This window comes from Mesorhizobium sp. WSM4842 (assembly GCF_055901575.1).
In genome coordinates this window covers 4800536-4820960 of the sequence record NZ_CM148372.1, presented here as the reverse complement: position 1 = coordinate 4820960, position 20425 = coordinate 4800536, and the positions used below count along the sequence as shown (strand labels likewise).

The window sequence follows — 20425 nt, the reverse complement described above, 5'->3', positions numbered from 1 at the left end:
GCCGTTACCCGCCGGCAGTGCTCCGGCGGACCAGAACCGAACGCTACCACCCGGTTCCGCGAAAAAGCTCGAATCACTCCCGATTGGTCGTCTCGATCAGGTCGATGTTCCATTGGCGCGGCCAGCGCTTGAGCGACTTCTCGCGCTGGATGGCGTGGCGAATGCCGAAATGTTCTTCGTACCAGACCAGACCGCTGCACGCCGTAGCGGCTGGTGAAGCGGGAGCCTTCGCCGGATTTGTGCTCCGGCATGCGGCCGAGATCATGGCGAGCCGATGTAGATCGTGCCGCGCTTCCGGCTCGCGGTCATGGTGGCATAGCCGGTCATGGTGGAAAGGTAGCTGGCGCCGTTGCGGATACAAGCGTCGTTCTGAGCCGTTGCATTCTTCGGCTGAGGTAACGGAATGGATCCCAGGGTCTGCGCCGCGTCGCTTCGCTCCTTGCTCCGCCCTGGGATGACGAAGTCGCAGGGGCCGGCTAATCGCAGACCTTGGAGATTGGTGGTTGCAGGCGGGTCGTCAGCGACGGTCAGTCGAAGAACCAAATCCTCTGTGCAGAGGAACTGGTACAAAACCGCCTTGGCGGCAGGTCCGTGGCGCAAATCAGCGCCGTGCCGAAATCCACAGCCTAGCTGCACCGCGACCCGGCCAGCGGCAACCCGTCCAGCGCGGGGCCAATCACCCGCTGAGATTCAAACAAGATCGCTGGAACCATTTCGGCGCGGCTGAGTTTCGGACTGAAGCTACTGGAACCCCTGACATGGCAGAGTTTGACACAGGACAAGGGAAGTCTGTTTCCAACGCCGTACGGCAATTGCTCCGTTCCGAAGATAATCGCCGGCATTTGCACGACGTGCTAAATCTTGCCGTCGACCCACGACTGCCCAGCACCCTTGCCTCATTGCTTGAGGTGCTTGATCAGGCTAGGCGGGAACCATTTCGGCAATCCCGAAACGAGCGATGACCGGGTAAAACGCGCTAATCTTCTCCTCCACCCCATGGCTCAACGCTACGATATTGAGAAGACACCTGAAGGCACCTGGGACATCATCGATATGTTCACGGGGCTGCCGGTTGTCGAGGTGGGCGTCCCCTTGATCGACATGGCGATCGAAGAGGCCGACGATCTGGTCGAGCTTCTCAACAGCCGCGACAGGGAACAGCGGGACGATACTTAACGGCCGCTTCCCAGGCCACCGCGAAAGCGCGTCCCCCGTTCGGAGGATGCGTTCGGGCTTGCTGACTTGGTAGGCTCCAATTGGTAAGTGGTTCAGCGTCTATTTTGACGCTGTCCCCTACGAACCAAATGGAGAGATTGTCATGCTCAAGCTCGCCTCTGCTCTGGCGCTGCTGCTTGTTGGGACAGCGCCTCTGTTTGCCGACGACATGCCGATGAACGCGGACAGCATCAAATGGGGGCCTGCTCCTGCTGTCCTTCCGGCTGGCGCGGAACTGGCCGTTATGGCTGGAGATCCCTCAAAGGACGGCGCTTATGTGCTGCGGTTGAAGACGCCTGCCGGCTACAAAATTGCCGCACACAATCACCCCACCTCGGAATATGTAACGGTGCTTTCCGGTAACTTCCATATTGGAATGGGCGATAAGCTCGACGAGACGAAAGGCACCGAACTGACTGCCGGCGGCTTCGGGATTGCGCCGGCCGGAATGAATCACTTCGCGTGGACGACAAGCGATACGATTATCCAGGTTCATGGCGACGGGCCGTTCGCGATCACCTACGTCAATCCGGCGGACGATCCGAGCAAAAAGTGACAATTTCTGGGAGTGCAAAGACCCTCTGAACGGCCGGATCAGGCAATTCGAGTTTCTGATCGAAGGTTTCCCCGAACGTCGATTCAGAAAGATCCGCTAACGAGGGGCAACCTGGTCTGCCCAAACTGATTCGTATTCCGGTTGGGGGAGCTTGCCGTGCATGGCGCCTGAAACAGAAACCCGCCATGGCGGCGGGTCGTTGGCGCAAATCAGCACCGTGCCGAAATCAACAGCATAAATGCCGTCACGAAGCAACGAATCGCGGGCTCGCGACGAGACCCGAAAATCGCGGTCGATGTTAAGGCCGGGGAGCGCCCAAGCATCCGCTGATCTTGCTGGTCAAAACGCCATCGGCTTGGCACAGTCGGGAAAACAGGAGTCTCTTCATGGCGAAGACCGCGCGTGCGACGAAACCAAAACCTTGGGCCGAGGCGGCGACGCATCTGGTCGACGTCGCGATGGGCAGGAGGCCCGCCGATCTCGTCATCCGCAACGGGCGCTGGGTCAACGTTCACTCCGGCGAGATCATCGCCGGCACCGACATTGCCGTTGCCGGCGGCCGCTTCGCCTATTGCGGGCCGAATGCCGGTCACGCCATAGGGCAGGGCACCAAAGTGGTCGATGCCGGTGGGCGCTATCTGGTGCCAGGCCTTTGCGACGCGCACATGCATGTCGAGAGCGGCATGGTGACGGTGACGGAGTTCTGTCGCGCGGTCATCCCGCACGGCACCACCTCGATGTTCATCGACCCGCACGAGATCGCCAACGTGCTCGGCCTGCCGGGTGTGCGGCTGATGCATGACGAGGCCGTCGCCATGCCGATCAACGTGCTTGTGCAGATACCGTCCTGCGTGCCTTCGGCGCCGGGGCTGGAGCATGCCGGCGCCGAGCTGACGGTCGCCGATGTCACCGAGGCGATGGCGTGGCAAAACATCATCGGGCTTGGCGAGGTTATGAACTTTCCCGGTGTCGCGGCCAACGATCCGGTGATGGCGGGCGAGATCGCCGCGACGGTAAGGGCGGGCAAGACAGTCGGCGGCCATTACGCCTCGCGCGATCTCGGCCTGCCGTTCCACGGCTACGTCGCCGGCGGCCCCGAGGACGACCACGAGGGCACGCGCGCTGAGGACGCCATCGCCCGCGTCCGCCAGGGCATGAAGGCGATGCTCAGGCTGGGCTCGGCCTGGTACGATGTCGCCTCGCAGATCAAGGCGGTGACAGAGAGCGGGCTCGACCCGCGCAACTTCATCCTGTGCACCGACGACAGCCATTCCGGCACGCTCGTCCATGAGGGCCATATGGACCGGGTGGTCCGCCACGCCATCAGCCAGGGACTGAAGCCGGTGACAGCGATCCAGATGGCGACGCTCAACACCGCCCAGCATTTCAGGCTGGAGCGCGAGCTGGGTTCGATCGCGCCGGGGCGGCTCGCCGATCTGCTGATCGTCTCCGATCTGGCCGCAATGACCATCGACGAGGTCTATGGCCGCGGCGTCAGGCTGGCCAAGGGCGGCAAGCTCGACATCGACATTCCGGCCTATGACTATCCTAAGACGGCAAAGAACACCGTCAAGCTCGGCAAGAAGCTCAAACCAGGGGATTTCGACATCATGGCGCCCATCGGCGCCAACGAGGTGCGGGTGCGGGTCATCGGCGTGATCGAGAACCAAGCGCCGACGCGGGCGCTCGAGGCCGATCTTCCGGTCGAGGACGGGCTGGTCGCCATGGACCGCCGCAACGACGTCTGCCAGATCGCGCTGGTCGAGCGCCACCGCGGCACGGGCGGCGTCACCAATGCCTTCGTCTCCGGCTTCGGCTATATGACCGACTGCGCCATGGCCTCCAGCGTGGCGCATGATGCGCACCACATCATCGTCGTCGGCACCTCCAAGCAGGACATGGCATTGGCGGTCAACCGGCTGGGCGAGGTCGGTGGTGGCGTCGTGCTGTTTTCCAAGGGCAGGGAACTGGCGCTGGTCGAAATGCCGATCGCCGGGCTGATGTCGGACGAGCGCGCCGAAATCGTCGCGGCCAAGGCCGACAAGCTGACCGAGGCGATGCGCCAGATGGGCTGTTCGCTGAACAACGCCTACATGCAGCACTCGCTGCTGGCGCTGGTCGTCATCCCGGAACTGAGGATTTCCGATGTCGGCCTGATCGACGTGACGACGTTCCAGAAGGTCGACCTGTTCGTCTGACAACGACCAAGGGCGAGCCCATGTCACTCAACCGCCGGTGGCGATGGTCAGCACCCTGAACGGCGTGGTGATGACGATCTCGGCGACGGAGCCGACGGCCTTGCCGATGCCCTGGCCGAGATTGTCGATCGGCTGCGCCGGATTGGCTTCCTCCGATGCCAGGCCGGCTGGCGGCGCAGCCGGTCGCCGAGCAACTGCACCAGGAAAGGGTTGTCGGCGAATTTGGCGTGGTTCAGGCGGTCGCCGCCTTTGGTCTTGCTCAGGTCGACCACCGAAACGCCATAGCTGGCGAGGTCGGCCGCGTCGCCATAGTCGCCGACGCGCGGCTTGTCGCCGGAGATCAGGGAGGACAGCCTGAGGGCGCGATCGTCGCCCGAAAGCAGGATGGCGAAAGGCTTGTCGGGCTTGCCGTAGCGGATCATCTGCTTCTTGAACACATCGACGTCGATGTCGGGCGAGGCCAGGATGACATAGCCGAGCTTGTCGCTGAGATCGCGGTCGCCGGTGATGGCAAGCTGGCGCAGCGCTTCCATCGTCACCCAGGTACCCATCGAATGGGCGATGATGTCGATGCTCTTGGCCTTCGTCTTGGCCAGCATGCGCAGCGTCTCTTCGAGATCGTCGCGCGCGGCGTTGGCGCTTTCCTTGTCGTAGATATAACCCGTGGTCTTGCCGCTCGACGCCCATGAGAACAGCACCGGCGTGCCGGAGTATTTCGTGTCGTGCGCGATCTGCGTCAGCCGGTAGATGCCGTCGTTGAAACCGTTGTTGAAGCCGTGTACGAAAACCAGGGCGCGGTCGCCGCGCATCGCGATGTCGGCGCCGACCGCCTTGGCGAATTGCGGGGCGCCTTCGTAGAATTCGACCTCAGTTGCCGTGAAATCCTTCGCCGGATTGCTGTTGGCGGTGCCCCTGACCCGCTCGATGGCGCCGACCCGATGGATCTTCGGAACGGTGACCTCGACGCTGGCAAAACTGGTGGTCGGTGAACGATCACCATCAAACACCTGCCGCGGATCTTTCGTCGCCTTTTTTCGGGTGGTGGCGACGAAGATCTCATGTCTGGCGGCGATGTCGGAGGCAGGCACCGTGACGGTCGTCGTGTTGAGAAGGTCATGTGTCTTGCGACCGGCGCAGCCGGTAACGGCGAGCGCAAACGCTACGGCGAGAACAACCTTCGAACGCACGGTCACGCAGGCTCCCGCAGGAGGGACGTCAAGCTGGTGACGTCGCTCGCCATTTCGATAAAGCCGGGGGCCGGCCGGTCCAGTTGAAAGTGATACGGCGCTGCCGCAACCGTCACCATGCGGGACGAAAGTAACAGGGCGTCGAACGCACCTCACTGCCCGAGCAGGCTGATGCGGTCGGTCACGTCGCGGTCGCTGGCAAATCCGTCATCCTCGCGCAGCCGCTGGCCGATCATCTTCACCAGTTCGGGGTTGTCGGCAAATTTGGTGTGGTTGAAGCGATCCGATCCCTTGACGCTGGAGAGATCGACGACGCTCACCCCGTAGTCGGCGAGGTCGGCCGCGTCCTTGTAGTCGCCGACGCGCGGCCGCGAGCCGGCGATCAGGCCGGAGAGCCGCAGCGCCCGGTCGTCGTCGGACAAAAGCAGGATGAATGGCTTGTTCGGCTTGCCGTAGCGGCGCATCTGGCTCTTGAACACGTCGACATCGATGTCGGGCGAGGCCAGCACGACGTCACCGAGCTTGCCGCTGAGATCGCGGTCGCCATTGATGGCGAGCTGGCGCAGCGCTTCCATGGTAACCCAGGTCCCCAGCGAATGGGCGACGATGTCGATGCGCCGCGCGCCGGTCTGCGAAAGCATTCTCAGCGTCACTTCCAGTTGATCGCGGGCAGCACTGGCGCTTTCCCTGTCGTAGACATAGTCCCGGGTCTTGGCGCCCGACGCCCAGGAAAACAGCACCGGCGTGCCCGGGTAACCGGAATCATGGGCGATCTGGGTGACGCGGTAGACGGCGGCGTCGAAGCCGGTGTTGTAGCCATGGACGAAGACCATGACGCGGCCGCCGCGCGCGGCGATGTCGGCACTGAGCGCGCTGGAGAATTTCGGCGCGGTGTCGTAGCCGACGACGTCGGAGGCCATGAAGTATTTGGCCGGGTCGTTCGACTTGCCGCGCGAGCGCCGCTCGATCTGACCGGTTTCATGGGTCCCCGGCACAGTGACGTTGGCGCGGGCATAGTTCAACGTGGCCGAGCGCTCACGGTCGAAAACCTTGCTGGGATCGTCGGAGCGCTTGCGCGTCGTGGCGATGAAGATGCTGTGGTTGCCGGCGATGTCCGTCACCGGCGCGGACACCATGGCGCTGCCGAGCAGTTCCTCGGTCTGCCGGCCGCCACAGCCGGCAACGAGCAAGGCAAGGACAAGGATGCAAATCTTCTTCAACTCTAGAATTCCACTCCGGCCGAAAGGCTTAATCCAACCTCCGCGAACCCTCCCGGACAGCCGAAGTGCGGCAGAAGTAAGTCATATCCACCCGAAATGCGCTCAGCGCCGCGCGACAGCCATCGCACTGTTGCGCGAAAGCCAGAACGATTGCCCTGATCAAACATGCACGGCGTGTGCTAGCTTCGCGAACACCACAGACGATCCGGGGTAATTTTTCCGATGTCCAGTTTCTCCTCCCGCGTCGCTGCCGCCGCTGCCGCGATCCGCCGGATTTTCCCGGAGACGCCGCTGCAGGAAAACGACTATCTGTCGAAGAAGACCGGCGCGCGCGTGCTGCTGAAACGCGAGGACCTGTCGCCGGTGCGCTCCTACAAGATCAGGGGCGCCTTCAACTTCTTCCGCAAGGCGCTCGACGCCGGCAACGATGCCGAGCTGTTCGTCTGCGCTTCCGCCGGCAACCATGCGCAGGGCTTTGCCTTCGTCTGCCGTCATTTCGGCAAACGAGGCGTGGTGTTCATGCCGGTGACGACGCCACAGCAGAAGATCGACAAGACGCGGCTGTTCGGTGGCGAGTTCGTCGAGATCAGGCTGGTCGGCGACTTTTTCGACGACTGCTACCGCGCCGCCTTCGAATTCACCGAGAGTGCCGGTGCGCACATGGTGCCGCCGTTTGACCACAAGGACATCATCGAGGGGCAGGCGACCGTCGCCTACGAGATATCGGGCCAGATGCCTGGCGCGCGGATGCCCGACATCATCATGCTGCCGGTCGGCGGCGGCGGTCTGGCGGCCGGGGTGACGCATTATTTCGCCGACCAGCGCCGCGACGCGCGCTTCGTCTTCTGCGAGCCGGCCGGCGCGCCAAGCCTGAGCGAGAGCCTCGCCACAGGCAAGCGCATCAAGCTCACCAAGGTCGACAATTTCGTCGATGGCGCGGCGGTGGCCGAAATCGGCCGCGAGCCGTTGCGGCATCTCAGGGCGTTTGCTGCTGACACAGTGCGGCTGATCCCGGAAAACCGGCTCTGCGCGACCATGATCGAGATGCTGAATGTCGAAGGCGTGGTGCTGGAGCCAGCCGGCGCACTGGCAATCGACGCGCTCAAGGATTTTTCGAAGAAGGAAATCAGAGGCAAGACCATCGTCGCGGTGGTTTCGGGTGGCAATTTCGATTTCGAGCGGCTGCCGGATGTGAAGGAAAGGGCGCTGCGTTTCGAGGGGCTGAAGAAGTACTTCATCATCCGCTTTCCGCAGCGGCCGGGCGCGCTGCGCGACTTCCTCGAATTGCTCGGCCCTGACGACGACATCGCCCGCTTCGAATATCTGAAGAAATCGGCGCGCAATTTCGGTTCGGTGCTGATCGGCATCGAAACCAAGGACCGCCGCAATTTCGAGTTGCTCAACGCCAATTTCGAGGCCGAGGGCGTCCAGTATCAGGATATCACCGACAACGAGACGCTGGCCGGGTTCATCATATGAGCGGCCAGGCGAAGATATTCGTTGCGTTGTTTTCCGGCATCAATGTCGGCGGCAACCGCATCGTCAAGATGGCCGAACTCCGGTCGTTCTTCGAGGAGCTCGGCTTTCGCGACGTCGCCACCTATGTGCAGAGCGGCAACGTCGTGTTCCGTTCGGCAAAGGGCAATGCGGCCACGCTGACCAAACAGCTGGAAGCGGCCTTCGAGAAGAAATGGGGATTTCACTCGCGCATCATGGTGCGCGATCTCGGCTGGTTCGAGCGGCTGGTGGCAGAAAATCCCTATCCGGAAGTTGCCGGGGAACCGACGAAGCTTCACGCCTATGTGCTGGAGCGGTCGCCGAACGCCGATGAGGTCGCGCGGCTGGCCGAAAAATGCACCGGTCCCGAACGGTTCGAGATCAGGGGCGACGTGCTTTACCTTCACGCCCCGGAAGGTCTCGGCAAATCGGTGTTTGCCAACCTCATCCCGCGCACGCTGAAAGTGCCCGGCACCGCGCGCAACTGGCGCACGGTGCAGGCGCTGCTGGATAAGGCTGGCCGCGGCGGCTGAACGTGGTCGCCTACGCTGCCGGAGCCTTTTTCCAGTCGAATGTCAGCTCTTCGCGGAAAGCAAAGCGTTTGATGTGGTCGGCGACGACCGTTTCCAGGCGCTCCAGCGAGCCGGCTTCGTCAGCGGTTACCGCGATATGCAGCGCTGCCGGATCGGCATCGAGCACCGTGCGGCCCAGCGAGAGATCGATCGTGCCATGGTTCGGGTCGAACTCGACGGGAAACTTGTGTGCCCAGTGCTTGCAGAGCTGCTGCAGATAACGGCTCGCATGTTCAGTGGCGACATCGGCATGGCTGGTCGGCATGAATGGATTTCTCCTGAGGCAAGATGCGCCAATTTCGGAAGCAGGCGCGATCGCCGGACAGATAGGCGCGATCTCGAGGAACGCCATAAGATGTCCGGCTTGGTCGTACCCGCTCTCGATCTTGTGATGGTTACCAGCTTCCGGTGTTCGGCATCGAAGCCCAAGGCTCGGCCTTGGCCTTGGCCGGGCCTTTCTGCAGAAGCTCGATCGAGATGCCGTCCGGCGATTTGACGAAGGCCATGTTGCCGTCGCGCGGCGGCCGGTTGATGGTGACGCCCTTGTCCATCAGCCGCTGGCAGGTGGCGTAGATGTCGTCGACCTCGTAGGCGAGGTGGCCGAAATTGCGGCCGCCCTTGTAGTCCTCCGGATCCCAATTGTAGGTGAGCTCGATCAGCGGCGCCTTGTGGGCGATGCCGCTCTGCTCGTCCTCAGGCGCGGCGAGGAAGACCAGCGTGTAGCGCCCCTGTTCGTTTTCGTGGCGGCGCACTTCCTTGAGGCCGAGCTTGTTGCAGTAGAAATCGAGCGATGCATCGATGTCGGCGACGCGGACCATGGTGTGGAGGTAGCGCATGTGATCTTCCTCGAAATGTTGCGTTGCGGCGGAACATAGGGGCCACCCGGCCAAAGGGCAATTCCCGATAGCCGGTCCCGCCGGCAAACAACAAATCCGGTATTCCTGCAATGAACCGTGAAAAAAGGCACGGAAGGTCTTGCACACAGCGGAAGCGGCAGTGTTAATCTAACGTCAAGAATCAGTTGCGGTATTCTTGGAAAAAGGGGGGCGTTGTTATGGGGGAAAAGGCCTCTTTCATGGGGCGGGACGGAACCGGTAACGCCTTGCGAAGGGACGAGAGCGGCGATGCGGCCGATCTCGTTGAAGTTGCGGGCGCCATCAAATGGTTCGACGTGGCCAAGGGCTACGGTTTCATTCTTCCCGATGACGGCTCTTCCGGCGATATTCTCCTCCATGTGACGTGTCTTCGGAAGGACGGTTTCCAGACCGCCCTGGAAGGCGCTCGCGTCGTCTGCCTCGTCAAGCATGGCGAGCGTGGATTGCAGGCGTTCCGTGTGCTCTCCATGGATCTCACCACCGCGACCCATCCCGCGGAAATGCAGGATCAGCGCACGCATGTCTCGGTGACGCCGGAAAGCGGGCTCGAGCGGGCGCTGGTGAAATGGTTCAACCGCACCAAGGGGTTCGGTTTCCTGACCCGGGGCGAGGGCACCGAGGACATCTTCGTCCACATGGAAACGCTGCGCCGCTACGGCATTACCGAGCTCAGGCCGGGGCAGGTCGTGCTGGTCCGCTTCGGGCGCGGCGACAAAGGCCTTATGGCTGCCGAAATTCACCCGGATATGGGTACCTTGCCGGTCTCGCACTAAGGTCTCATCCCGATCGAATCGGGACGCTACCTGATGCTTTCTGCTTGACCATGATCTTTTCCGAACCGTAGGTTCGGGATCATGGTTTAGGGCGATGGCCGAGGATTCTGAATGACTTACAGGAACTGGCTGACAACGGGCGTAGTTTGCGCCGCGATCGCCTTTATCGTCGCGACAGGCGCTTTCTTCCATTCGCAGCAACCGGCTTCGGCAGACAGCCGGGCGATGATCCTTGCCGTCGACCCGCAGCCGCTGGTCGCGGTGACGAAAGGCGGCGAACGCTCGTTCTCCGTCGAAATCGCTGACACCTCCGCCGAGCGCGAGGCCGGCCTGATGTTTCGCGAGGAGATGGCCGACGATCATGGCATGCTGTTCGTGTTCGAGGAGCCTCGGGATGTGAGCTTCTGGATGAAGAACACGCCGATGCCGCTCGACCTGCTCTTTGTCGATCAGGACGGCAGGATCCGGGCGATCAAGCAAGGCGAGCCGCAATCCGAGGCGATGATCTCGCCCGGCGAGCCGGTTCGCTTCGTGCTCGAGCTCAAGGCGGGCACCGCCGCCAGGGGCGGCATCGAGGCTGGCGACCTGCTGCGTCACCCGGCAATCGGCACTGCGCACGACTGACCGCGCAGGAACCGTCGCAAATGCAGTTTTTCTCCCATGGCAGCTTTGATCTTGCCTTCCTCGACCGCCAGCCGGCAACGGGGCAGGGCGATCCGGTGCTGATGATCCACGGCTTTGCCTCGACCCATTACGTCAACTGGGTGTCGCCCGGATGGTTCAAGACGCTGAACGATGCCGGCTACCGCGCCATCGCCTTCGACAATCGCGGCCATGGCGCCTCGTCGAAGAGCTATGAGGAGGCCGATTATACGCCGGACCGGATGGCGTCCGACGCTGCGGCCCTGCTCGACCATCTCGGCATCGAACGCGCCCATGTCATGGGCTATTCGATGGGCGCGCGGATTTCGGCCTTCCTGGCGCTTTCCGACCCGGACAAGGTGGCGACGCTGGTCTTCGGCGGTCTCGGCGTCGGCATGGTCGACGGCGTCGGCGACTGGGATCCGATCGCCGCCGCGCTTCTGGCCGACGATCCCGATACCACCAGCCATCCGCGCGGCCGCTCGTTTCGCGCCTTCGCCGACCAGACTCGCAGCGACCGCCGCGCGCTGGCCGCCTGCATTGCCACCTCGCGGGAATTGCTGGCCGAGGCCGACATTGCCCGTATTGCCCAGCCGACGTTGATTGCCGTCGGCACCAAGGACGATATCGGCGGTTCGCCCGACGAACTGGCCGCCTTGATGCCGAACGCCAGGGCCTTTCACATCGAGGGCCGCGACCATATGCTGGCCGTCGGCGACAAGACCTTCAAGCAGCGGGTGCTGGAGTTCTATGCTGAAAATCCGCTGTGAGTTGAGCGGCGGTTGAGTTTGGATGGCTCATGGCTCATGGCTCATGGCTCATGGCTCATGGCTCATGGCCTGAAGAATGCATCGGCTCAGATAAAAGCCGATCGGTAGCGATCCTTCGCGCCCCCCTCTGTCCTGCCGGACATCTCCCCCACTTGGGGGGAGATCGGCCGTCATCCTAGTTTTCGCCAATCGCCACCGCCGCAGGAGTGCGTGGAGCGCCGAAGCTGCCAATCTCCCCCCTCGTGGGGGAGATGTCCGGCAGAACAGAGGGGGGTGCTGTCCCATAGGCGCTAACTTAGGGCATGAGCGTTATCCTTGCTGCGGCGGATTGGCTTTTTCGTCGCCTCGGTGGATCGCAGACGTGGCGGATGATTTCGGCAAAGCGCGCCACGATTTTTCCCGGCCGCATCACGATCAGTATGGCGTTGAGGATTGCAGGACGCAGGAGACTATGCAGCCTCCAAAGGGACAGCGATTGCGCTGTGGGTGGTTTCATCTTCACAGGGGGGAGAGTCGAGAACGTCGGTGACGGCCTCGTCGATCATCAGCGCCAGGATCAGATGGGCTGTCAGCCAGCTTCGAGCGAGCCGCTCATCGCGTGCGGGAAGCTTATGGATACCCATTCCACTCTTGAGCCGCTTGAAGGTGAGTTCGACTTGCCAGCGCAGCCGATAGGTTTGCAGAACCTCGTCGGCCGCCAATTCATCGGCTGGGATCGACGTCAGCAGCATGACGAAGCCTGCTGCGGTGAGGGTCATCGGGTGCAGCCTCTTGCTGCCACGTCGCTGATGCCCTCGCCTTGCCGCCTTCTGTGCTTTTTGCGTGGCCTCCTCATCCTTGCGCTTGACGATGAGCCTCGCCGGCAAGAGCGGCTTGCCTCGGCTCTTGCTTGTGCGGCCTGAATGCTCCAGGAGCACGCTCATCTCGCAAACTTCACCGGGCTGCAAGGGCTCAAAGATGGCGTTCCAGTCGACCCGTTGCCCTTCGGGCGTGGTCAGCCGAACACTGTTCCAGCCCGTGCGCACGATGAAGTCGCCGCCCGCCGCCACCACCTTTTCAAGGGACGGGGTACGAGCGTAGGCGCGATCGCCGACAACGATGTCGCCTTGGCAAAGCGGAACACGAAAGAAGCCTTCACCGCCGCGAGCGTCGCTAATCTCCAGATGCGTGAACCGCGCAAGCGCAGGTTCGTAGGTGGCGTGCAGCCGCCAGTCCGTGCCGGCACTGCCGGGGTGCGAGATCGAACTGCCATCGACGACGCGCAGCCGACGCCCCGTCGCCGCGGTACTTTTGACACAAGCGTTTTCCAGCAAGGCGCCTGCGATGCAGCCAAGCCAATCGGCCGCTCCACGCAAGCGCTTCAAAAGAGCAACATCGGAAAGGCTCGCAACGTCGTTCATCCCGGCCCAGGCGGCCGCCGAGCGCAGGCTCATCCCGCCGGGGCCATAGGCCAAGGCCAGACGCAGCAATGTCGCTGCGTCCGCAACATTGCGACGACGTACCAGCGCTCCCGTCGCTCGCGCCGTCGTGTCAAGATCAACACATTGCGACAGTCTCGAGATCAGAGCCTGCCAGTCGCTTTCAATCGAATCATTCCTCTGCATCTGGCCTAGGAATCACATCTCGATTCCACCAGTCTACCCCTAAGGTTAGCGCCTATGGGGCGCTGTCCCTCCGGCATCAAAAGTTCTGCATAGCAGCGCGCTGATTCGGTGGTTGCGACGCGCTTTAGCAGTTACGCAGCTCATGCCTCAAGCGCCTTGAGCGAACGCGCCATGTTTTGCCGAGCCTGAGCCTCGAACCGCTGCCGGAACTCCTCAGTGTGAAAGATATGCGGGCGGGCGAGGAAACTCTTCAGAACAGCACTGCGACCGGCACGCCACATTGGCTCTTCCACCCAGCCATATTCGCGGCGAACCGCCTGTTCATAGGCATCGAACGCATCAGGCGGCGCACCCAGGATCGCCAGGTCCATATCGAGGAACAGCGCTGCGTCGCGGACGGCGTTCTCGTCGTCAAAGTGCGGCAATTCATGCGTGGCGGTGGCTGATATCATCGCCGTGATGCGGCCAAGGCGCTGCGCATCGGTGCGGCCGGCTAGCTTTTTCTCGGCAAGGGCGGCACTCCTGGCCTCGTTGTCTCTGGCCCGACTGTCATAGATGGCGTCGTGGAACCAGATCGCCGCCTCGACTGCCTCGGGATCATGCAGCAATGCCTTGTAATCATTGGCCAGCACCAGCATCGCCTCGATATGGGCAAGGCTGTGATAGTGGCGGCCCTCGGCCCGGTAGAGCGCGGAAAGCTCGTGCTTCAGCGGCTCGTCGATCAAGGGTTCGTTTTCCATGGCTGCTTGAATTTCCGTGAACCAAATCCATTTGACAAAGCACTAAGGAAAATTGAGTTCAACCGTGTTATGATTTGGCTTATAGAGCATGTCGCCCAAAGTGCGCAGCGGTTTTGGCACATGCGCATCGCCTGACTCACTTTGATCGCGATTCGCATTATGCGGCCGGAGAATAGGCAAGCCGCCAAGCCGGAGACATTAGATGGCCGGAGACCATTGATGAACAGCGTTACGATTGCCCGCCCGACCATGGTGAAGCCGATCGACCCGATCTGGCGCTCGATCCGCGACGAAGCGATGGAGGCGGTCAACCGCGATCCGCTGCTGGCGGCGTTCCTCTATTCGACCATCCTTAACCAGGAAAGCCTGGAGGAAGCGGTTATCCATCGGCTGGCTGAGCGGCTCGCCCATCAGGATATCGGTTCCGATCTCATCCGCCAGACGTTCAAGGCGATGGCAGCCGACGACAACGACTGGTCGTCGACGGTGCGTGTCGACATCCAGGCCTATTACGACCGCGATCCGGCCTGCGACCGCTTCATCATGCCGGTGCTCTATTTCAAGGGTTTTCATGCCATCCAGACGCACCGGCTGGCGCATTGGCTATGGAACCAGGGTCGCCAGGATTTCGCGCTCTACCTGCAGAGCCGGTCGTCCTCGGTGTTCCAGACCGACATCAACCCGGCCGCCCGCATCGGCAAAGGCATCTTCCTCGACCACGCCACCGGTCTCGTCGTCGGCCAGACGGCGGTGATCGAGGACGACGTGTCGATCCTGCACGGGGTGACGCTGGGCGGCACCGGCAAGGCCGGCGGCGACCGCCATCCAAAGATCCGCTATGGCGTGCTGATCGGCGCCGGCGCCAAGATCCTCGGCAACATCGAAGTCGGCCATTGCTCGAAGATCGCGGCAGGCTCGGTAGTGCTGTCGCCGGTGCCGCACAACAAGACGGTTGCCGGCGTGCCGGCCCGCGTCGTCGGCGAGACCGGCTGCGACCAGCCTTCGCGGCAGATGGACCAGCTTTTGCCGTCGCAGTCGATGGACCACGTCGTCAGCTTCGATATCTGATTTCAAGTCCGCGGGGCGGGCAATCGAACTCCGTTTGCCGGCTCCGCCGCCTCTCGGTTCTCGCATATCCGGTCGGCTTGCCTTTACATCGCCATTGTCGACGTGCCAGAAGCGCGCTCAAATGAGCAAGACCGACGATCGGAGAAGACTTTTGAAGCCGGACGAAATCAGAAAGCTGGACGCCTATTTCAAGCGCGTCTTCCAGAACCCCAAGCTTGAAGTGAAGGCGCGGCCGCGCAAGGACGATTCGGCCGAGGTCTATGTCGGCGACGAATTCCTCGGCATCGTCTTCAAGGACGAGGACGACGGCGACTATAATTTCTCGATGGCGATCCTCGACATCGATCTGGCCTGAGCCGGGGATTCGCGGTTACCGGCACGCGCCCGTCATCCCTGGGCGGAGAAGGGGGCTCCGCCGTTTGCGATTTGCCCCCAAAGCGCGTCGCATAATCCCTTCAGACACAATGCGTTAGCGCCCTGTCTTCAGCAAACGCGCAGCCTCGGCGGCGATGGCTGCGTCGAGCGCCTGCCAGTAGCCCAGAAATTCCATGGGAAAGCGGTAGGTGAGGGTGAGATTGTCGCCGACCAGAATGTCGCGTTCGCAGGGCGCCAGCGATTGCGCGGCACTCGGGCCGCTCAGGCAGCGGGCCACGAAGGGGTCCTTGCCCCGGCGATTGGCAACCGCCAGCACCTCGTTGAAATAGCCTGATTTTTCACTGAAGCCGTAGAGCGTCGTGCCGCCCGGGCCGGGCGTGCCGGGCTGGACGATCAGTGCGCTGTAGATCGGCGCGATGCGGCCGCTCATGTCACGCGACATGACCTGTCGTTCGAACGACAGAAAGATGATCCTCTTGCTCGATCCGGTGTGGTTGAAATCGTCGCGGGCGGCCTCGCTGTAACCGTCCATCTCGGGATAGCGCAGATAGAGGTCGAGCCGCGAGGCGGTGCCGTCGCGCCGGGCCTGGTCGAAGCGGATGACATTGGCCGGCACGGCGATGACGTTGTTGCCGATCACCACCTCGTGGATTGTCATGTCGTCGGTGTATCCGGCCATGGCGATCGAGCGGCCAAGCCATTTGCCGCCAAGGCTGATCGCCACCGAAAGCATTGCCAGCCCCGCGAACACGTAGAACACCCGCTTCATCAGCTTGGAATCGACGACGGTGAGTTGCGGACTGTTAGCGGTAGCTGTCTGCTTCATCGCGATCCCCAATTTCGGCCGCCTATCCCAAGATATTTGTCCCCTTGGGGTGTCCTTAGGCGGCACATGTGGCGCGGCACGGCTCTTGCAACGGCGCCTGTCGAACACGACTGTGCGATTTCATGGTAAATGGAAGGTAAAGATGGGTCCGGTCGAACACACACTCTTTGCTTTTACGGTTGGGCTGACGGCGTGCAGCCTGGCCGGATCGGCTATGGAGCTGATATCAGGCCGCCGGCTTGCCTTCGTCGAGCCCTATGTGTCGCCGGCGCATGTGCTGCGCTCGCTCTTCGCGACGGCCTGCGCTGGGCCCCTGATGTTCGCCAACGAAGCCCTCCACACCTGGCGGGAAGGCCGCATTTCCGCCCTGGCGCTGATCTCTTGCGGTTGCACCGCTACGGTCTGGGCCTTGGCGTTGGGCGTCGTGCTGATCGACATTGCATCCCGAGCGGGCATTCTCCTAGGTTCGGCTGATTTTTCAGCGTGAGACGATTCGGAGGCGAAAAATGCCGCTCTATGCGATCGACGGAAAGGCGCCCGGTTTCGAGGACGCGGACAGCAACTGGATCGCGCCCGACGCGACATTGATCGGCGATGTCAGGGTCGGCTGCAATGCAGGCTTCTGGTTCGGCGTCGTCATCCGCGGCGACAACGAGCCGATCGTTATCGGCGCTGATACCAATGTGCAGGAGCACACGGTCATGCATACCGACGTCGGTTTTCCCCTGACCATCGGGCAAAGCTGCACGATCGGCCACCGGGCCTTGCTGCATGGCTGCACGATCGGCGATAACAGCCTGATCGGCATGGGCGCCATCGTGCTGAACGGCGCGAAAATCGGCAAGAACTCGCTGGTCGGCGCCGGCGCGCTGGTCACCGAAGGCAAGGAATTCCCCGACAATTCGCTGATCATTGGCTCGCCCGCGCGTGTGATGCGAGTGCTGGACGATGCCGCGGTCGCAAGGTTGCGCGATTCGGCCGCGCACTACGTCGCCAACGGCAAACGCTTCAAAGCGGGACTGACGAAGACCTGAGGCCAGCCTTGGTCAAATCTTCGGCTATATGGTTCACCGGCATCGCCGCCCCACTCACCGTCCATTGGAGCCGCGCCTGGTCATCGCATTGCGCAGCAACGAAGCGCCGGCTTCAAAGCCGGCATTGTCGGCGTCCTCGAGGGCTGTCGTATAGTCGTCGATGCGGGTTTCGAGCGACGGGTCGGCGCCCGCCGCCAACAGCAGGCGGATGGCATCGACGCTTCGGATGGCGACCGCATAGTGAAGCGGCGTCCAGTCGTTTACGCCCCGCATGTTGAGGTCTGCGCCACCATCGATCAGGATTCGGACGATTTCCAGTCTGTCAGCTCGGTCGGTGGACAGTGCCGCAATGATTGCCGGAAAACCGCCGTGGTGGTGATAGTTCGGGTCCGAGCCCGCATCTAGTAAGATCGATATGAAAGCGGTGGGACTCCAATAGATCGCATACTCCAGTGGATGCCCAAGGCCGAGTTCAAAGGGCATCTGCTCGTCGAACCAGCCGGGTGAGCCGCTGAGAGCCACACCGAGGGCCTCGAAGTCGCCCGCCTTGAACGCGTCGTCGATGGCCTTGAACAGGCGGTGGCGCTCGCATCGATCTTCCGGGATTTCCAACATCGCAGCGATCCGGAGGTTGAATCGGCCGCCATATTGCTCCCATCCGCCGCTGCCTGAAAGCCTCATTGGCGGATTGCGATTGGAGAGCAGATCGATAGCTTTGCGCAGCCGTACGCCGAACTTATCGCATCGACATCAAGTTCGTGATCAGACCTGCCTTGATGTCGAGCGCGGGTCGAGGGGCCTCCGGATGACCGATGTCGTTCAGCTGATCGGGCGTCAAGTCGGCTAGTGCCCTGCGTCTTGCGGCGGTTCGCTGCCACCCCCTGAAGGCAGCGATCATTAGTGCTACGCTTTTCCTGCTAGATCCAAACAGGCGTTTTTTCGACGCGCTGCGCCCGGCGCGAGTTTCCGTATGAGCCATTTCTAGTCTCCCATTTCGAGATTTGCGGCTGGGAGCGTGCCATGCGGGTGTTTTCGGGCTGTTCGGCTGTGCGTGAAAAAAACGGAAAAGGCCGACGAGCTGCCGTTAAATCGGTGTTAAATCGATCTACCGAAATGCTATTCTGCCGCGGCGGTCAAAGTCTGGAGACGGTCTGTGCGCATCAGGTTGCTTGGCGGCCTCGAGGTTACTTCGCCGGAGCGCCGGCCCGTCCGCTTCGCCACGCGCAAGACTTCGCTGCTTTTTGCTGCCCTGGTGCTGGCGGGCCGCCGCGGCCATCGTCGCGAGCAGCTTTGCGAAGCCTTTTGGCCGGGACGAAGCAACGGCCAGGCCCGCAACAGTTTGCGGCAAGCGCTGGTCGACATCCGGCGCTCATTCCCGACTAGCAAGGATGCCACCCTCTACATCGACGGGGATCAGGAAGCCGTCGCGCTGATTGCCGGTCCGGATGAGACGGACATCTCGATCTTCGACCGCAAACTGGAGGAGGGCCGGGTGGCGGATCTCGCCCTCGCCGCCGACCTCTACCGCGGTGGGGTGCTTGCAGGGGAAGCCATTCCTGAGGAACTGGATGAGTGGTTTGGACCCTATCTGAACCGGTATCAGCGCAAGGCGCTGCAGTTGGTCGATCGGCTGAGCCTCGCGTTGCCTACCCCCGACTCAGCGGAAGAGACGGCCTGCGAAGGGCTGGCGGAGAGATTGCTCGCCTCAGATCCCACCGCGGAGGCCGCCCATCGGGCGCTGATCCGGATCCACGCCCATCGCGGTCACGAAAACGCGGCCTTGCGCCAGTTCGAGGTGTGTCGGACTGTGCTGAAAAAGCAGCTGGACGCGGAGCCGGAGGCGCAGACAAGCTCACTGGCGGCTTCCCTGCAGTCCCGCGATCGAACTGGACATCAGCGACCGGGGCCAAGCTCTGGCGTCGCGGCGCCGGCGCAGGTGCTGCCAGTCCCAACGAGACATGATGATCGACCGTCGGTGGCAGTGTTGCCGTTTCAAAATCTGAGCGGCGATCCAACGCAGGACTATTTTGCCGATGGCATTGTCGAGGACATTATCACCGTCCTGGCTCAATTCCGCCATTTGTTCGTCATCGCCCGGAACTCGAGCTTCACGTACAGGGAACGGGCTGTCGACATTAAGCAGATCGGGCTGGAGTTGGGCGTCCGCTATATCGTCGAGGGAAGTGTGCGGAAAGCGGGTGAGCGCCTGCGCATCTCCGGACAACTCCTCGACGCTTCGAGCGGCCTCCACCTGTGGGCTGACCGTTTTGAAGGTACTCTAGCCGAGGTTTTTGATTTTCAGGACCAGATCGCCTCGAGCATAGTCGGCGCGATCACCCCAAAGGTCGAGGAGGCGGAAATTGAGCGCGCCAAGCGCAAGCCGACTGAGGACCTCGACGCCTACGACTATTATCTGCGCGGGTTGGCGTCCCACGACCGAGCGGTCAACACCAAGGAAACCATGGATGACGCTCTGCGGTTCTTCATGAAGGCGATCGGCTGTGACCCGGTGTTCGCTGCCGCCTATGCCCGGGCGGCGCGCTGCTATGCGGCGCGAAAGAGCAACCGCTGGATGATCGATCGCTTAGAGGAGACTGCCGAGGCGACCCGACTGGCAAAGAGAGCGATCGAACTTGGATGGGACGATGCAATTGCCCTTTCGTACGGCGGATACGTGCTCGGCTATGTAGGCGGCGATGTGGAGGAAAGCGCGGCTTGCATCGAACGTGCGCTTGGCCTGAACCCGAACTTGGCTGCGGCGTGGGGTTACAGCGCCTGGGTTCAAGCGTGCTTAGGTGAGCCGGAGAAAGCCGTCGAGCGCGCCGCGCAGGCAATGCGCCTCAGTCCGTTCGATCCTCGCTTTTTTGTTTGGGAATTTTGCACCGCGCTCGCTCACTTTTGTGCCGGGCGCTACAACGATGCTGCTGAGTGGGCGAAAAGGTCTTTGCGCTCGCAACCAAACTACGCGAGTGCGACGCGTGTGGCGACGGCAAGTTACGTCTTGGCCGGTCGGCTTTCGGAAGCCGAGAAGATGATGGCTCGCCTGCGCGAACTCGATCCTACGTTGCGGCTTTCGAATCTCGCCGAGGTGCTGCCGCCGTTTTATCGACCGGACGATCGCAGCAGATATATCGAAGGCCTTCGCAAGGCGGGCCTGGCAGACTAACGCGGTATCACCGTGAAGCGAGGCATGTCGGCTTCACCGACGCATACTGGATTTCGAAAACCTAGCGTAGCCGGATGCTTATTCAGCCGCAGTGGCGGCGGCGCGGT

The 20425-nt window shown here is 62.1% G+C and carries 21 protein-coding genes and 2 pseudogenes; 13 read left to right on the top strand and 10 right to left on the bottom strand.

Annotated elements, in window-relative coordinates:
• Positions 1-73 precede the first annotated feature (73 nt).
• Positions 74-327: pseudogene (locus AC0NIE_RS23445) on the bottom strand (GIY-YIG nuclease family protein).
• A 585-nt stretch (positions 328-912) separates the two neighbouring features.
• Here AC0NIE_RS23445 and AC0NIE_RS23440 point away from each other — a divergent pair.
• The 3 genes from AC0NIE_RS23440 to ade all read left to right on the top strand — a co-directional run bounded on the left by AC0NIE_RS23440 (position 913) and on the right by ade (position 3969).
• Positions 913-1176, top strand: a complete 264-nt coding sequence (locus AC0NIE_RS23440; protein WP_473487957.1) for a hypothetical protein — start codon at positions 913-915, stop codon at positions 1174-1176.
• Positions 1177-1318: 142 nt separating this feature from the next.
• Complete coding sequence (locus AC0NIE_RS23435; RefSeq protein WP_473487958.1) at positions 1319-1771, top strand: cupin domain-containing protein; 453 nt, start codon at positions 1319-1321, stop codon at positions 1769-1771.
• A gap of 386 nt (positions 1772-2157) precedes the next feature.
• A complete protein-coding gene (gene ade / locus AC0NIE_RS23430) occupies positions 2158-3969 on the top strand; it encodes an adenine deaminase (RefSeq protein WP_473487959.1) in 1812 nt (603 codons plus the stop codon).
• A 27-nt stretch (positions 3970-3996) separates the two neighbouring features.
• Here the strand turns inward: ade and AC0NIE_RS23425 are convergent.
• Together AC0NIE_RS23425 and AC0NIE_RS23420 are read right to left on the bottom strand one after the other, a co-directional pair.
• Positions 3997-5162: pseudogene (locus AC0NIE_RS23425) on the bottom strand (alpha/beta hydrolase).
• 146 nt (positions 5163-5308) lie between these two features.
• Positions 5309-6376 (bottom strand): alpha/beta hydrolase, encoded by a 1068-nt coding sequence (locus tag AC0NIE_RS23420; RefSeq protein ID WP_473487960.1) that lies wholly within the window; start codon positions 6374-6376, stop codon positions 5309-5311.
• Between the two features lie 222 nt (positions 6377-6598).
• Between AC0NIE_RS23420 and ilvA the strand changes: the two genes are divergently transcribed.
• Both ilvA and AC0NIE_RS23410 read left to right on the top strand, forming a co-directional pair.
• Positions 6599-7855 (top strand): threonine ammonia-lyase IlvA, encoded by a 1257-nt coding sequence (gene ilvA, locus AC0NIE_RS23415; RefSeq protein WP_473487961.1) that lies wholly within the window; start codon positions 6599-6601, stop codon positions 7853-7855.
• The gene (locus AC0NIE_RS23410; protein ID WP_473487962.1) at positions 7852-8406 is read left to right on the top strand and encodes a DUF1697 domain-containing protein; all 555 of its coding nucleotides are present in this window, start codon (positions 7852-7854) and stop codon (positions 8404-8406) included. The genes ilvA and AC0NIE_RS23410 overlap by 4 nt, the downstream gene beginning before the upstream one ends.
• 10 nt (positions 8407-8416) lie before the next feature.
• Here AC0NIE_RS23410 and AC0NIE_RS23405 read toward each other — a convergent pair whose 3' ends face one another.
• Together AC0NIE_RS23405 and gloA are read right to left on the bottom strand one after the other, a co-directional pair.
• On the bottom strand, positions 8417-8710 hold the full coding sequence (locus AC0NIE_RS23405; RefSeq protein WP_473487963.1) for a DUF2218 domain-containing protein: 294 nt from the start codon (positions 8708-8710) through the stop codon (positions 8417-8419).
• A gap of 130 nt (positions 8711-8840) precedes the next feature.
• Positions 8841-9281 (bottom strand): lactoylglutathione lyase, encoded by a 441-nt coding sequence (gene gloA, locus AC0NIE_RS23400; RefSeq protein WP_473487964.1) that lies wholly within the window; start codon positions 9279-9281, stop codon positions 8841-8843.
• A gap of 239 nt (positions 9282-9520) precedes the next feature.
• Between gloA and AC0NIE_RS23395 the strand changes: the two genes are divergently transcribed.
• From AC0NIE_RS23395 to AC0NIE_RS23385, 3 genes are all read left to right on the top strand, one after another.
• The gene (locus AC0NIE_RS23395; RefSeq protein WP_473487965.1) at positions 9521-10093 is read left to right on the top strand and encodes a cold-shock protein; all 573 of its coding nucleotides are present in this window, start codon (positions 9521-9523) and stop codon (positions 10091-10093) included.
• A gap of 111 nt (positions 10094-10204) precedes the next feature.
• Entirely contained in the window at positions 10205-10717 is a 513-nt protein-coding gene (locus AC0NIE_RS23390) for a DUF192 domain-containing protein (RefSeq protein WP_473487966.1), read from the top strand.
• Positions 10718-10737: 20 nt separating this feature from the next.
• Entirely contained in the window at positions 10738-11505 is a 768-nt protein-coding gene (locus AC0NIE_RS23385; protein ID WP_473487967.1) for an alpha/beta fold hydrolase, read from the top strand.
• Between the two features lie 449 nt (positions 11506-11954).
• On the opposite strand, the gene AC0NIE_RS23380 is transcribed toward AC0NIE_RS23385, so the two are convergent.
• Entirely contained in the window at positions 11955-13109 is a 1155-nt protein-coding gene (locus AC0NIE_RS23380; RefSeq protein ID WP_474044109.1) for an IS4 family transposase, read from the bottom strand.
• 140 nt (positions 13110-13249) lie between these two features.
• Positions 13250-13849 carry an HD domain-containing protein gene (locus AC0NIE_RS23375; protein WP_473488654.1) on the bottom strand — a complete coding sequence of 200 codons (600 nt, stop codon included), beginning with the start codon at positions 13847-13849 and terminating at the stop codon, positions 13250-13252.
• Positions 13850-14068: 219 nt separating this feature from the next.
• On the opposite strand from AC0NIE_RS23375, the gene cysE reads away from it, so the two are divergent.
• Both cysE and AC0NIE_RS23365 read left to right on the top strand, forming a co-directional pair.
• Positions 14069-14917, top strand: a complete 849-nt coding sequence (gene cysE, locus AC0NIE_RS23370; RefSeq protein ID WP_123151060.1) for a serine O-acetyltransferase — start codon at positions 14069-14071, stop codon at positions 14915-14917.
• Positions 14918-15068: 151 nt separating this feature from the next.
• Positions 15069-15272, top strand: coding sequence for a DUF3126 family protein (locus AC0NIE_RS23365; protein ID WP_013531334.1), 204 nt, complete (start codon positions 15069-15071; stop codon positions 15270-15272).
• Positions 15273-15386: 114 nt separating this feature from the next.
• Here the strand turns inward: AC0NIE_RS23365 and AC0NIE_RS23360 are convergent, their stop codons facing one another.
• The gene (locus tag AC0NIE_RS23360) at positions 15387-16118 is read right to left on the bottom strand and encodes a hypothetical protein (protein ID WP_473488655.1); all 732 of its coding nucleotides are present in this window, start codon (positions 16116-16118) and stop codon (positions 15387-15389) included.
• A gap of 142 nt (positions 16119-16260) precedes the next feature.
• On the opposite strand from AC0NIE_RS23360, the gene AC0NIE_RS23355 reads away from it, so the two are divergent.
• A complete protein-coding gene (locus AC0NIE_RS23355) occupies positions 16261-16605 on the top strand; it encodes a DUF6949 family protein (protein WP_473488656.1) in 345 nt (114 codons plus the stop codon).
• A gap of 19 nt (positions 16606-16624) precedes the next feature.
• Positions 16625-17152: a gamma carbonic anhydrase family protein gene (locus AC0NIE_RS23350; protein ID WP_473488657.1), complete on the top strand. Its 528-nt coding sequence runs from the start codon at positions 16625-16627 to the stop codon at positions 17150-17152.
• 54 nt (positions 17153-17206) lie between these two features.
• On the opposite strand, the gene AC0NIE_RS23345 is transcribed toward AC0NIE_RS23350, so the two are convergent.
• Both AC0NIE_RS23345 and AC0NIE_RS23340 read right to left on the bottom strand, forming a co-directional pair.
• A complete protein-coding gene (locus AC0NIE_RS23345) occupies positions 17207-17767 on the bottom strand; it encodes an ankyrin repeat domain-containing protein (RefSeq protein ID WP_473488658.1) in 561 nt (186 codons plus the stop codon).
• A gap of 121 nt (positions 17768-17888) precedes the next feature.
• Positions 17889-18131 carry a YjiS-like domain-containing protein gene (locus AC0NIE_RS23340; protein ID WP_473488659.1) on the bottom strand — a complete coding sequence of 81 codons (243 nt, stop codon included), beginning with the start codon at positions 18129-18131 and terminating at the stop codon, positions 17889-17891.
• A gap of 174 nt (positions 18132-18305) precedes the next feature.
• Between AC0NIE_RS23340 and AC0NIE_RS23335 the strand changes: the two genes are divergently transcribed.
• Complete coding sequence (locus AC0NIE_RS23335; protein ID WP_473488660.1) at positions 18306-20318, top strand: BTAD domain-containing putative transcriptional regulator; 2013 nt, start codon at positions 18306-18308, stop codon at positions 20316-20318.
• Positions 20319-20425 lie beyond the last annotated feature (107 nt).

Excerpts from the sequence above, each read along its gene's own strand:
- AC0NIE_RS23435 (WP_473487958.1), top strand. The coding sequence starts at position 1,319 with ATGCTCAAGCTCGCCTCTGCTCTGGCGCTGCTGCTTGTTGGGACAGCG.
- ade (WP_473487959.1), top strand. The coding sequence starts at position 2,158 with ATGGCGAAGACCGCGCGTGCGACGAAACCAAAACCTTGGGCCGAGGCG.
- ilvA (WP_473487961.1), top strand. The coding sequence starts at position 6,599 with ATGTCCAGTTTCTCCTCCCGCGTCGCTGCCGCCGCTGCCGCGATCCGC.
- AC0NIE_RS23410 (WP_473487962.1), top strand. The coding sequence starts at position 7,852 with ATGAGCGGCCAGGCGAAGATATTCGTTGCGTTGTTTTCCGGCATCAAT.
- AC0NIE_RS23405 (WP_473487963.1), bottom strand. The coding sequence starts at position 8,710 with ATGCCGACCAGCCATGCCGATGTCGCCACTGAACATGCGAGCCGTTAT.
- gloA (WP_473487964.1), bottom strand. The coding sequence starts at position 9,281 with ATGCGCTACCTCCACACCATGGTCCGCGTCGCCGACATCGATGCATCG.
- AC0NIE_RS23395 (WP_473487965.1), top strand. The coding sequence starts at position 9,521 with ATGGGGCGGGACGGAACCGGTAACGCCTTGCGAAGGGACGAGAGCGGC.
- AC0NIE_RS23390 (WP_473487966.1), top strand. The coding sequence starts at position 10,205 with ATGACTTACAGGAACTGGCTGACAACGGGCGTAGTTTGCGCCGCGATC.
- AC0NIE_RS23385 (WP_473487967.1), top strand. The coding sequence starts at position 10,738 with ATGCAGTTTTTCTCCCATGGCAGCTTTGATCTTGCCTTCCTCGACCGC.
- AC0NIE_RS23380 (WP_474044109.1), bottom strand. The coding sequence starts at position 13,109 with ATGCAGAGGAATGATTCGATTGAAAGCGACTGGCAGGCTCTGATCTCG.
- AC0NIE_RS23375 (WP_473488654.1), bottom strand. The coding sequence starts at position 13,849 with ATGGAAAACGAACCCTTGATCGACGAGCCGCTGAAGCACGAGCTTTCC.
- cysE (WP_123151060.1), top strand. The coding sequence starts at position 14,069 with ATGAACAGCGTTACGATTGCCCGCCCGACCATGGTGAAGCCGATCGAC.
- AC0NIE_RS23360 (WP_473488655.1), bottom strand. The coding sequence starts at position 16,118 with ATGAAGCAGACAGCTACCGCTAACAGTCCGCAACTCACCGTCGTCGAT.
- AC0NIE_RS23355 (WP_473488656.1), top strand. The coding sequence starts at position 16,261 with ATGGGTCCGGTCGAACACACACTCTTTGCTTTTACGGTTGGGCTGACG.
- AC0NIE_RS23350 (WP_473488657.1), top strand. The coding sequence starts at position 16,625 with ATGCCGCTCTATGCGATCGACGGAAAGGCGCCCGGTTTCGAGGACGCG.
- AC0NIE_RS23345 (WP_473488658.1), bottom strand. The coding sequence starts at position 17,767 with ATGTTGGAAATCCCGGAAGATCGATGCGAGCGCCACCGCCTGTTCAAG.
- AC0NIE_RS23340 (WP_473488659.1), bottom strand. The coding sequence starts at position 18,131 with ATGGCTCATACGGAAACTCGCGCCGGGCGCAGCGCGTCGAAAAAACGC.